The organism is Gammaproteobacteria bacterium (assembly GCA_029882975.1).
In the GTDB taxonomy this organism is placed as follows: domain Bacteria; phylum Pseudomonadota; class Gammaproteobacteria; order SZUA-152; family SZUA-152; genus JAJDNG01.
This window is the reverse complement of sequence record JAOUJW010000004.1, coordinates 12,923-25,183: the sequence shown is the minus strand read 5'-3', so window position 1 is coordinate 25,183 and position 12,261 is coordinate 12,923. Positions and strand designations below refer to the sequence as shown.

12 protein-coding genes are annotated in these 12,261 nt (G+C 46.5%); 3 read left to right on the top strand and 9 right to left on the bottom strand.

The genetic code is table 11. The features are described 5' to 3' along the window. Nucleotide 1: 1 nt before the first annotated feature. Genes hypB through OEY58_04215 form a run of 3 tightly spaced genes read right to left on the bottom strand, consistent with a single transcriptional unit; the run spans nucleotide 2 to nucleotide 1,457 of the window. The gene (gene hypB / locus OEY58_04225; protein MDH5324649.1) at nucleotides 2-859 is read right to left on the bottom strand and encodes a hydrogenase nickel incorporation protein HypB; all 858 of its coding nucleotides are present in this window, start codon (nucleotides 857-859) and stop codon (nucleotides 2-4) included. 12 nt (nucleotides 860-871) lie between these two features. Continuing rightward, nucleotides 872-1,222, bottom strand: coding sequence for a hydrogenase maturation nickel metallochaperone HypA (locus tag OEY58_04220; protein MDH5324648.1), 351 nt, complete (start codon nucleotides 1,220-1,222; stop codon nucleotides 872-874). After that, entirely contained in the window at nucleotides 1,215-1,457 is a 243-nt protein-coding gene (locus OEY58_04215) for a HypC/HybG/HupF family hydrogenase formation chaperone (GenBank protein ID MDH5324647.1), read from the bottom strand. Before OEY58_04215 ends, OEY58_04220 begins: the two co-directional genes overlap by 8 nt. 245 nt (nucleotides 1,458-1,702) lie before the next feature. On the opposite strand from OEY58_04215, the gene OEY58_04210 reads away from it, so the two are divergent. The 3 genes from OEY58_04210 to OEY58_04200 all read left to right on the top strand — a co-directional run bounded on the left by OEY58_04210 (nucleotide 1,703) and on the right by OEY58_04200 (nucleotide 5,971). Next, nucleotides 1,703-2,650, top strand: a complete 948-nt coding sequence (locus tag OEY58_04210) for an ABC transporter substrate-binding protein (GenBank protein MDH5324646.1) — start codon at nucleotides 1,703-1,705, stop codon at nucleotides 2,648-2,650. Between the two features lie 243 nt (nucleotides 2,651-2,893). Next, nucleotides 2,894-4,435, top strand: coding sequence for a diguanylate cyclase (locus OEY58_04205; protein ID MDH5324645.1), 1,542 nt, complete (start codon nucleotides 2,894-2,896; stop codon nucleotides 4,433-4,435). Nucleotides 4,436-4,522: 87 nt separating this feature from the next. After that, the gene (locus tag OEY58_04200; GenBank protein ID MDH5324644.1) at nucleotides 4,523-5,971 is read left to right on the top strand and encodes a DUF4403 family protein; all 1,449 of its coding nucleotides are present in this window, start codon (nucleotides 4,523-4,525) and stop codon (nucleotides 5,969-5,971) included. A gap of 10 nt (nucleotides 5,972-5,981) precedes the next feature. Here the strand turns inward: OEY58_04200 and argE are convergent, their stop codons facing one another. The 6 genes from argE to OEY58_04170 all read right to left on the bottom strand — a co-directional run bounded on the left by argE (nucleotide 5,982) and on the right by OEY58_04170 (nucleotide 12,103). Continuing rightward, nucleotides 5,982-7,154, bottom strand: coding sequence for an acetylornithine deacetylase (argE, locus tag OEY58_04195; GenBank protein ID MDH5324643.1), 1,173 nt, complete (start codon nucleotides 7,152-7,154; stop codon nucleotides 5,982-5,984). A 237-nt stretch (nucleotides 7,155-7,391) separates the two neighbouring features. Then, nucleotides 7,392-8,387: a hypothetical protein gene (locus tag OEY58_04190; protein ID MDH5324642.1), complete on the bottom strand. Its 996-nt coding sequence runs from the start codon at nucleotides 8,385-8,387 to the stop codon at nucleotides 7,392-7,394. A 210-nt stretch (nucleotides 8,388-8,597) separates the two neighbouring features. Next, nucleotides 8,598-9,635, bottom strand: coding sequence for an ABC transporter substrate-binding protein (locus OEY58_04185; protein MDH5324641.1), 1,038 nt, complete (start codon nucleotides 9,633-9,635; stop codon nucleotides 8,598-8,600). 12 nt (nucleotides 9,636-9,647) lie between these two features. Then, a complete protein-coding gene (locus tag OEY58_04180; GenBank protein MDH5324640.1) occupies nucleotides 9,648-10,436 on the bottom strand; it encodes an ABC transporter ATP-binding protein in 789 nt (262 codons plus the stop codon). Between the two features lie 16 nt (nucleotides 10,437-10,452). Continuing rightward, nucleotides 10,453-11,208 carry an ABC transporter permease gene (locus OEY58_04175; protein MDH5324639.1) on the bottom strand — a complete coding sequence of 252 codons (756 nt, stop codon included), beginning with the start codon at nucleotides 11,206-11,208 and terminating at the stop codon, nucleotides 10,453-10,455. Nucleotides 11,209-11,230: 22 nt separating this feature from the next. Continuing rightward, nucleotides 11,231-12,103, bottom strand: a complete 873-nt coding sequence (locus OEY58_04170) for a ParA family protein (protein ID MDH5324638.1) — start codon at nucleotides 12,101-12,103, stop codon at nucleotides 11,231-11,233. Nucleotides 12,104-12,261: the final 158 nt, after the last annotated feature.

Sequence of the window (12,261 nt, the reverse complement as noted above, 5' to 3'; positions counted from 1 at the left end):
ATCACCCGGTATCTACCACCTCAACACGGCGTTTCTCATGCTCCGAAGCGTGAGCAGCAACATGAGAGTGTTGATATACTCTCGGTAAAAAACCGCTTTTTTGGTTCACAGACTGACGATAGTCCAATAAAGTTCTGTCCAACCAACGCAACCATTGCTCCATGCCGGTTCCGATTTTTGCGGAAACGTGGAAAACCGGTGCAGGATTGGCCAAACCGCGTAAGCCTTGTTCGGCCCGATCAGGATCGAAATCGTCCAACCACTGCAATAAATCTGTCTTACTGAAGATCACTGCATCACTACCGCGGAACATCAGCGGATATTTTTCCGGCTTATCATCGCCCTCTGTAACACTGAGAAGGCTCACGTTTCGATGATGCCCCAGATCAAACCCGGCAGGACATACCAGATTTCCGACATTTTCAATAAAAATGATATCCAAATCTTCTAACGGTAATTGGTGCAATGCATGATGTACCATATGGGCATCTAAATGACAGGTGCTGCCCGTTACAATCTGTACCGCCGGGATGCCTTTGGCTCGAATGCGGCGGGCATCATTTTCGGTTTCCAGGTCACCTTCTATCACAGCCATGCGGTAATGCGGTTTCAAAGCATCAATGGTAGCCTCAAGTAATGCGGTCTTCCCCGAGCCGGGCGAAGACATCAGATTTAGCGCCAAAATGCCATGTGCCTGTAAATGCTGCCGATTATGTTGTGCTTGATGGTTATTCTCTGACAGCAAAGCCTCCAGGATGTCCACCGCCTTTTTTTCACTTCCAAACCCGGACAGTTTACCGTCAGGCTCAAGTAAATGACGATTGGCTTCACTTACATTACATCCGCAGGTATCACACATCGCTTTCTCCGTTTAGGATGGTATTTCCATTTCAATTCGTTCCAATTGCAGTTCATCACCACTCAATAAGGTGGTGTGCCAGTCTCCGCATACGCCGCAAACGAGACGATTGATACTTGCTTCTGTGGCAACATGACAACGGCGGCATCGAACTTGTATGGGACTGGATTGGATCAATAAAACCGCGTTCTTAACGAGCGAATCCGTTTTTGCAACTGTGAAAGCTGTCTGCAAAAGTTCCGGTACCACCCCGCTCAAAGGACCCACTCGCAGATGAATGGTGTCAACTTGTATCGCATGATGTTGTCGGGCGATATTATTTACCTGAGATAACAAGCTTTGGCAGATAGACAACTCATGCATGCCCTGACTCCGAGGTCACTGCCAGGATCTCATCATATAACTCCCAGGCAGAACGGGCATGATCCGGGCTGACCTTTTGAATGGCGTAGCCGACATGTACCAGCACATAATCCCCCACCCCTAATGCAATATCCTGCATTAAAAACAGATTGACATGACGACCCACGCCTTTCGCTTCGCAATAGGCGTCGTATCCTTCCATATTGACAATCCGCATCGGAATACCTAAACACATCAGACTGGAAGCCCCATGTTTTCATATAAGTATATGCCTGATCGGTGATTTTTCCCATGATGATCGAAACAGGCATTGATCCTCGTCAAGATTCGAATTTGCATTGTTTTAACATTTACCTTCTACTGCAATAAAATCAATCCCAAACAAATTATCCCTTTGATTTTCAACAATTCGTAACAATTCAAACTGATTTTCACAGCAAATAATCCGATAAGTAACTAACAACAAAAGGAGTTATTGTGATGCCGAAGCGGTTAGTATTTACCCTGTGTTTGTTAATTGTGTTCTCGTCCTGCGCGGAAAAAGCCCCTGATGCCCCAATACGTTTGGGCACCAATGTCTGGCCCGGTTACGCTCCCCTGTACCTTGCCTCGGAGTTGAATGGCTGGCCGGAAAAAAACATACAGTTAATCGAATACCCGTCTGCCAGCGAAGTACTACGCGCGTTTCGCAACAAAACCCTGGAAGCCGCCTCTCTCACCATGGACGAGGTTCTGTTATTGCGGGAAGTGAACATCCCCGCCAAAGTCATTTTAATCCACGACATCTCCGAGGGTGCCGACGTCATCTTGGCCAAGCCGGAAATAAAGAGCGTCACAGACTTGAAGAATAAACGTGTAGGGGTCGAAGCCGGAGCATTGGGTGCCGTAATGATTACCCGAGCATTGGAAACCCACAAGATGTGGCTGGGTGATATACAGGTTGTGAATATCCCGGTTAATCAACACGCTGATGCTTTCATGTCCGGTAAGATCGACGCTGTGGTTACCTTTGAACCGGTTCGAACCCAACTACTGAAACAAGACGCCAAAGAAATTTTCACCAGCAAAATGATTCCCGGCGAAATAGTCGATGTGCTGGTGGTGCATCAAAATATTATTAGCGATCAACCGGAAAAACTACATACTATTGTCAACGATTGGTTTGCTGCCCTAGGGTACATGAAACTGGACCAACAAGATGCACACCGCCGCCTGTCGAAGCGATTGGCAATTAAACCGGGGGAAGTCAGCGCCAGTTATGAAGGACTCACTCTACCGGATGCGGTAGTCAATCGTCAGTTCTTAAACAAGAATAGCGGTAATCTCAGCACCACAGCCAAACATCTGCACGATGTGATGCTGGACCACAAACTTCTGAGATGGGAAATACCACTGGAATCTTTGTATACCGACAGGTTTATACCCTGATTTTCCGTAATCACTAAACTTGTATTCAAGACTACTTGGACCTCCTAAACAATAGCGGTATACGCCAGAGCAAAAACAACGCATTGCATGAACATTTACAGAAAAATATTCAGCCTCCGACTTGTTCTACCCGGAGTTTTGTTGGCATTCATTGCCACGCTTGTGTATCTGTACCAAGGGACAATAGAGCGCTCAACTATCTCGCAAACCCGAAAAATCCAGGCTAAGGAGATCCATAACACTTTGAGTTTCTTGCAAGGAAGCATTCTAACCATTTTAAATACAAAGGAAACCAACAACATTAAACAAATCATCAGCAATATGGCCGGTGCCAGAGACTTGAATGTAATTGTGGTTGTAGACGCTGCAGACAACATCATTGCCTCAAGTGATTACCGCATCGTCGGGGAAAGTTGGAATACCACGGATTTACAAATCAACCATGACCTTCTGAAAGCTGCTCGGGACTATCAATCCATCGAACTGGAGAACAGCTCTCAACGAGAATTTCTAAACGGTTATGCCGGTTTGTGCGTAAGCACAATCGGCTTACGCCCCACAAACTGTGGTTTTATCTTTTACAGCAAAAACCTTGATTACCACAACAAACTCGCAATTCACAGTCTTCGCAATAGCATTAATAAAGTCTACATTATCCTTTTTTCAGGCTGCGGCTTACTGATGCTGCTCATACATATACTGGTCACTTTTCGTATAGGCCGACTGGTTAAGCTGATTCACAATTTTTCTCAAGGCAACCGCCATCAACGCATCCACTGTTGGGGGCAGGATGAGATCAGAACTCTGGGTGACCAAATCAACGCTCTTTTTGACAATATTTGCGACAACGAAAAAGAAATTCTGGAGCGAGAAAAACATCTGGAATCCATGTCTAACTCTGTCACATACCCAATCCTGGAGACCGACAAACACGGCATCATACGTAACGCCAACCAGGCGGCGGAACAACTCTTTAACACCGCTCAATTACAACTGATTGGAAAACCCATTGGCAAATTCATTATTCTGAAATATGAAAATATTGCACAGTTATGGGATGCGCTTCAATCAGAAAACGATAGGCAATTTAACACTATGGCAACCCGAGAAGACGGATCACAATTTTCAGCAAAGATCTCTCTCCAGCCCATTTATCAACAAGACATCTATATTTTTGCTGTAGACGAATCCTCGCCAACGAACCGGCGCAAAACCTCAAATGTGGTTGCCGGCACCAACATGAGCCGCCAGATCAAGTTAATCGACCAACAATTGAAGTCATCCGCAACAAAAGACGCGCTGACCACGCTGAACAACCGTCGTGTATTTGATAAAACCCTGGAAAGAGAATTGCAACAAGCGTTGCGTTCAAAAACCCCCCTATCCTTGGTTATTGTGGAAATCGACTTCTTTGACCGATACAATGCTTTATATGGACATGAATCCGGGGACCGCTGTTTACAACAAATCGCCGAAACACTGAATCTATGCTACAGAAGATCAAATGATACGGTAGCTCGATTTGGAGGGAAAACCTTTGCGGCCATACTACCGGACACAGACCAAGGTGCCACAAAACAACTAGCCGAAACCACATTGGAAGTCATCAGAGAATTGGATATCCCCTACCTGGATTCCGAAATCAGTACCAGCGTCACCATCAGCATCGGCACAGCCACCCATGATGGCTCCAACCCAGCCGGCAGCGCTGATATCCTAAGACAAAAGGCTGAGCAAGCACTTACCAAAGCCAAATCAGACGGTCACAACCGTTACGCCGCATAAAAGCAAGGCCGTAAATAGTCAGCCCTCAGGTTGCCCGACCACCGTTAAATCTATACTATAGGTTTTCCGGTTGCTGAGGGGACGGATTTGAAAAAAATATTCATTCTTTTATTGTTACTGTGCATACCTGTGTTTTTGGGACTATTTTACGGCTTGCAACTGGACCAGGCATTAACACAAGCTCCGCCAAGACAAGCCGACCGACATGATTTAAAACCAGTAACATCCTTCGTCAGCATTCCATACAGCATTGATCTTTTGGAATTGCAACAAAAACTGGACGAATCGATCGCCAACCCCATAGATACTATCAATAAAGAATGCAAACTCATAAAAAGCAAGTACGTTAAGGCGAATGCTCAATGCATTGGCGAGATTACCAAGCGCGGCCCCATCACCGTAGTAGGACATGAAAATGGAATAACTGCCAGTTTACCTATCGCCTTTCGTCTTACCGCCAGGACGCGCGGCCGTATCAAAATGCAAGAAACCGCTACAGGCGCGATGACCGTTAACGCTACTATTACCCCCGGTATGTTGGAAAACTGGGAACCCAACACCACATTGTCAGCCAACTTCCATTGGGACAAAAAACCACAGATAAAAGTATTCGGTATGAGTATTACCTTCGCCGGTCTGTTAGAACCTAAACTACGGGAAAATCTCAACAAAGCCGTAGAGCGATTCAATCAGCGTTTGAAAGAAAAACTGGCACTGCGTGACAAAGCACAAAAGACCTGGGACAAACTTTCTACCGCAAAAAACATACGCAAAGACCCTGAAGTCTGGCTGACGACTCAGTTAGAAAAAGTGTATTTTGAACCTTTTAAAATTAACAGCACCACACTCTCCGGCAGCATCGGTATGAAAGCGAAAATCCTAACCGTTTTTGGAGAACCCCCGCCGATCAGCACCGCAGCGTTGCCCAAGCTGAATTTAAGCCGCTATGCCGACGGCTTTGCCTTACGAGTGCCCTTGGTCTTAAAATTCGATGCACTGCGGGATTTTCTAAAAGAAAAAGTCGCCGGTAAAACCGTACCGCTGACTGGTAAAGACGGGGAACTGACGCTGTATATCAAAGACGTGGACATCTACCCATCCGGCGATAACATCGCCATGGCCGTCTTCTTTAAAGCGGCTGCGCAAAACCAACTGCTGTCAACAAGCGGCAGTTTTCATATCACCGGAAAACCCGTTTTCGAAGAAACCACCGTCAAAGGCAAGCCCAAAGTGACCATTGGACTGGTCAATGTGCAGTTTGGCCGTCAAGTGGACAGCACTGTTCTTGATGTAGGCACCTGGGTACTACAAGACACCGTACGTGAGTACCTGGCAAAGTCCTTTATCATCGATGTGACCGATAAATTTCTAAACGTCCGCCGCAAGGCTGAAGCACAACTGAATCAACGCATGGATAAGGGTCAAATCAAAGGTCAGTTGAACAAAGCCACATTGGAGAATATCTTGATCTATGAAAAGTGGCTGATGATTAACACCGTGGTATCCGGGAAGTTTGGGGTGGAATTGGATGTTTAAGACGCAAGAATTAATTGCAAAGTTTTCCTATCAATCCCTTTAACAAATCCACTGTAGGTTCCAACGTGTCCTCACTGATAAACTCATCCGGCTGATGCGCCTGATCAATATGCCCCGGCCCCATGATCACCGTCTCCAATCCCATGGCATTAAAATAGGGACCTTCGGTACAAAAAGCCACGGCACCGGCATCGACCCCGGTGAGCTCCTGAGCTGCTGTAACAATCTGCGATTGAGCTGGAGTTTGCATGGGTGGTGTACCGTCACACAATGAAAACATTTCCCAACTGATACGACTTTTATCAAACAATCGACTCAAACGATGATTCAATACGTGCCGCAGCTCCTCAAGTTCCATCCCCGGCAGTGGGCGCATATCGATATGCAATTCACATTGACCGCAAATACGGTTTGGGTTATCACCACCATGAATGTGCCCCAGGTTCATGGTGGGTACAGGGACGGCAAAATCCGGGTTACTATTAAAAGATTGCAGTTGCCGGCGCCATTCCAGCAGATCACCAATTACGGCATGCATGGCTTCCAGGGCGCTGACCCCCAGAGAAGGATCGCTGGAGTGGCCGGATAAACCCCGTAGCCGTATCCCTTCCATCATAACACCCTTGTGTTGACGAATAGGCTTGAGCCCGGTCGGCTCTCCGATGAGCGCGTAGCGGGCCAAAGGCAAACCCATTTCCATAATAGCTTTCGCGCCGTCCATAGAACTTTCCTCATCCGCCGTGGCAACAATAAACAAAGGCTGTTTGAGACTTTTTTTATCAAACTGACTCGCCGCTTGGATTGCCAAAGCAAAAAAGCTTTTCATGTCCGCAGTACCCAGTCCATACAGCCGTCCATTACGCCGAGTCAAAGCAAACGGGTCGCTGCTCCACCGGTCCGCATCAAAGGGTACGGTATCCGTGTGCCCAGATAGCACCAACCCACCGTTGCGCTCGCTGTTACCGGCACTATCACTGTCACCTTGCAAACAGGCAACGAGATTGGCTTTCTGTGGTTGTGAAGCCAGCGGTAAGATTTTCACCTCAAACCCTGCATCCACCAACCATGTGGCCAAAAGATCCACAACAGCTCGGTTGCTTTGATCAAATTGTTTACTGACACTGCTGACGGACGGAGTCGCAATGAGCTGTTGCAGCATAGAAATTAAGGGAGGGTGTTTCATAGGGTTGCTCGGATAAAAAATAATAGAACATAGTTTGGACTGAACGGATGGTTTTGGCAAGACCGCCCCACCCTGCACAGATCCAACGGACACGCCAAAAACTCATCGACCTGATGACGATTTTGGGAATGTATCGGATCGAGCAGGAATGTATCAAAAAATAAATCCAGGGAACCTCTGATTAATTCCCGGATCAGCAGAGATGAGGACTAAATCGTCAAGTGCAAGGCGAAAAGCCTAGTCTTCCCTTTCGTAATAAATACGACTGCTGCGACAATAAACACCTTTAAGCTCATCGGGCTCAGCTTGCAAAATGTCGACATGTTCCGCGAGTATATTGGCTTGCAAGCCCGGCTCTTCAATACGGCGAATGTATCTCAGCGCCTCGCCTTCATTGTCGGCCACCACTTGATAATTAACAATGTATCCTACAACCCCATGGTATTTATTGTTGATTTCCGGTAGCTTACAACTTACGGTGATAGCATAGCAATGGGATTGCCGGGACACTTGGGAATCTATTTCACGAAGCAAGGCCAACAATGATTGGCTGGTGGGATCCAAATATAAGTACTGCAGAGCCAGCTCCCTGATTTCACCAACCTCCTCATTCTGAGCCAGACACACTCGTCCCAAAGATGCGGCTATACGACCCAACAACTCGCATTGATCGGCATCCGGTTTGTGGCCGTCCGGTGAAACCCAGCTATTCAGTACACTACGGGCCAACTCATCCGCTTCCGCAAAACGTTCTAAGGCCACCAAAGCAAAAACTTCCACTTCGGAGCGGTGCAATAGTAACTCCGGATCAATACAGCCGGACAAAAACTCCAGCGCTTCTGCATAGTGACCGCATCGATTGGACAGTATCGCTTGATTCAAGCAAACAGACGAGCGCCACACATCAGGACATAATAAGGATTCGTCATAGGCGGTAAAAGCTTCTTCATAAAGTTCGGCGTCGGACAAATAATTACCCAGTAATTGCCAGATCAGCCAACACTTTGGCGCCAAACTTACCCCTTTTTTCAGGTAGCTGATTGCCTCGTCCAGTTCCCCCAACTCATAATGGGCTAAGGCACCCAACTCGAATGCACCGGTGTAACACAGTGCTTCCAGTTTTGCGGCAATCTCCAGTGCTTTGGAAAACTCACCATCAGCTAAAAATTCAAATCCCTGATCGCTCAGCTTGTCTGTCTTGATTCTTCGTATGTCGTCAACATTTTGTTTCATAGCTCGAACTCGCAAACAGGGAAAGAAATACACCGGGATACCAATATCCCAGTCGCAAAAACTGGTACACGCCCACCCTAGCGCACCACTCCTGTCTTGCTCCTTAACAATGGAAAGCATCCTGACTTTTGAATAAAACGATCAGATGCCTGTCTGGAATGTCCGATTCCAATAATTCGGCAGAGAAAACCGCTACGCGGCGAGAACAAGCTACTGTTTTAAAACGCTTTCGATTGTAGTGATATTATCCAGCGGTGCCTGTCGCGCGAAACTATCATCAACAACGCCTTCCACATCAATACTATCGGTCAACCCAAACTGTTTCATTAGCCTTACAATTTTTCGCATTTCATCCATTTGCGGAACATAGCGGTCAAAATTGGTACGATTGGGGGGATTTTCCAAGGCATAAGTTACCAATTCCAAGGGTTGGTTCCAGTATTTGGACGAGATTTTTGCTGCTTGGGTCTGATTCCGTTTCGCCCACTGTACGGCACGTACAGCACCGTGAACCAGGGCCTTCACCGCGGCGGGGTCTTTATTAATAAAATCCTGCTTGACCAAAGTAAGATTACTGAAAAAGTGCGGCCAAACGTCTTCAGCATAAAACAGGAGTTCCGAATCACCGGACTTTAAGGTCTTGATGGCGAAAGGTTCACCCACATAATAAGCATCCAATACTCCGCTTGCCAATGCAGACGCCATATCGGGCGGATTCATTTCCACCACTTTGATTTCACCCTCAAGGCCGTTTTTGTTGATCAATTCCAGGATGCTGAGGTTGTGCCCTGAATAGCGCATAGGTACCGCAACCTGCTTGCCGCGCAAATCATGCAATGACTTTATATTTAGGCCTTTGCGTGTCACCAAGGTACTCTCATTACCGTTTCCGAACAACACTACTTTGATACTCTCACCCTGCTGATGCAACACGATGGACAAGGGGGCGATCATAAATGCTGCATGAATTTCCCCATTGCGCAACGCTTCCGCCATTTCGGCGAATGAAGAAAACTTAAGAGCCTTAAACCGGTATTTGCCGTTCTCTTTACTGGCTTGATCTAAAATTGGAGCCGCCATATTGCTGATAACGGGCATGTAGCCCATGCTAATAACCTGACGCTCACCTTCATCCACATTGATTTTAAAGTGAAGCACACTGATCAGCACAAACCAGGCAATCGTACCAAAGGTAAATTTCCACGGAGCTGGAATCGCGGCAATGATATTGTTAAGCCCCACATTCATGCAGTTGCTCCTTCACACAGCATAACTGACACCCAGGGTAAGAAAGATTTCATCACGCAAATCCTGCAAGCCTTTTTCTTTCACCAGGTTTCGGGGTCGACCGTAATCCAATTTTTGCTGTAACCGTACTTGCGTGGGCCTTTCACCCAAAACAACAATGCGGTCCGCCATAATCAGGGCATCCTCAATAAAGTGTGTCACCATTACCATTGTTTTACCGATGTACTCGTGAATATTGACCACTTCTTCGCGAATTTTCAGCTGAGTCAGATAATCCAGACCTGTAAAAGGTTCATCCATAAACAGCATTTCGGGTTTTACCGCCAGCGCTCGTGCCAACTCTGCGCGCCGTTGCATTCCTCCGGATAGTTGATGTGGAAAGTGGTGCTCAAAACCCAATAGCTCGACCAATTCCAGATATTCTGCTACCCGTTCCCTTTTCTCATCCGGTTCCAATTGCCGTAAACCCAGTTCCAGATTTTGCTCTACGGTCATCCAAGGAAGCAATCCGTTACTTTGGAACACAAATATATTGTCCGAACTGGGCCCGGTTACCGGTTTATCGTCTATGAGTACCCGACCTGAACTGGCGGTATCAAATCCCGCCATGATTCGCAACATAGTGGATTTGCCGCAACCCGAGGGTCCAAGGATACAAATCATTTCACCGTCTTCAAACTGCAAATTGATATCATCCAAAACCGTTATCCAATCACCGGGGCCGGGGTCTTCCAAAGTACGTTTGCGTTTGCGCCGGTTCAGATACTTTTTGGAAAGTGATTCTATTTTGATTTGTCCCATTAGTATGCCACCGAAATCATTTAAACCGTCCCCACATGATGGACTCTGCCGTTGAAACACGAATCATAATGTAATCCAACAACAATCCGATCATGCCGATCGCCACCATTCCCACCATTACATAGTCCATACGCAGAGCATTGCGTGAATCCAGAATCAAGTATCCCAACCCGGACTGAACCGCAATCATTTCCGCAGCCACTACCACCAACCACGCAATGGCAACGGTCAATCGCAACGCTGTCACCACAGAAGGCAGTATGGCAGGCAGCACCACTTTGCTGATTATTTCTCTGCGGGTAAAATCAAAGTTGGCGGCCACTTGAAAATACATGGGATTAATATGATCCACAGCCACTGTCGTAGACACCACCAATGGGAAAAAGCTTGCTAAAAAAATCAGAAAAATTGCAGGTTGATCACCAATTCCAAACCACAACATTGCCAACGGTATCCAGGCCAGTGGTGATATTGGTCGGAGAAACTGCACCAATGGATTCACCAGGATTTTCACCATGGTCAATCGACCTAGAATGATACCCAGTGGAATCCCCAACAGGGCCGCCAAATAGAAACCCACGGTCACCCGATACAGACTGGCTACTGAATGCTTCAGCAAAGTCCCATTTGCCGTCAATTCATAAAAAGCCCCTAGGACCGTAAGTGGTGGAGGAAATACTTGCGCACTCCAGCCACTAAACCGTGTCACCAGATCCCAAAGCAGGACAACACAGGCAAAAGATATGAGCGCATAAATGGTTTGTTTATTCAAGATATTTCCTCACCGAAAGCAATCAGGCGCACCGGAGTGACTCGATTTCTTTGGCTAAATCGAAGTATTGCAACCCGGCTCTACTGTTCTTATCGTAAGCCATGGTAGGCGTCAACAGTATTTGCGATTGCTGAACGATTTCATCCCTTTCAATAATGGTCGAAAATACACTACCGTAGTAGTCATGGTTCAACTTATTAAAAATTACCCGGGATGCCGTATTACTTCTATCGAACATGGTCACCAAAACATGAAAATCTATTTTATGATTGGCTTTTGCCTTTATCACATCCACCATATTGCGAATATGACTAATCCCGTTCATAGATAAGTACTCGCATTGTGACGGTACGGCAGCAATATCGGATGCCAACAACGCATTCAGGGTATAAAAATCGCCCGATGGCGGTGTATCGATGATAATGTAGTCAAAAAAATTCTTTATCGCCGCCAACTGGTCTTTGAGCATGTACTCAAAATGCTTCTCCCGCATGTGGTTCTTTGCCAACAAAGACAATCGGCTATTGGCAGGAAGCAACCAAAAATCGTGTCCCGTTTTGACGATGTAAGACGATAAATCAGATTCACCGGATTGAATAAAGTCATAAAAGGAATCACAGTGGTCACTTTTCAACAGACTGGACAAATTGGCCTGCACATCAAAATCGATGAGCAAAACCTGTTTACCCATCATAGCCAGCGACGTCCCCAAATTAAGACAAGTGGTTGTCTTGGCAACACCGCCTTTTTGGTTGCACACGGTAATGACTTTGCTGGATGACTCTGCAGCGCGTTTGCGGGTACCTTCAATATGTACCGGCGCTGACGGAACACGAGTCGAAGCAAGCTGTACCGAAGCGGCTTGCGTATTACCATAAAATTTTGGGTTTAGCACGGTAAATCCGTGATTACAATAGCTGCACCTGGCTCTGATTTCAGGCTTCTGAATCAATGAGTCATTTACATCATATTTTGTTTTACACTTATCACAGACAATGATCATATATTTAAACGCCGGCTTTTGTACTGTTGATTCTTGCCATAGGACTAATA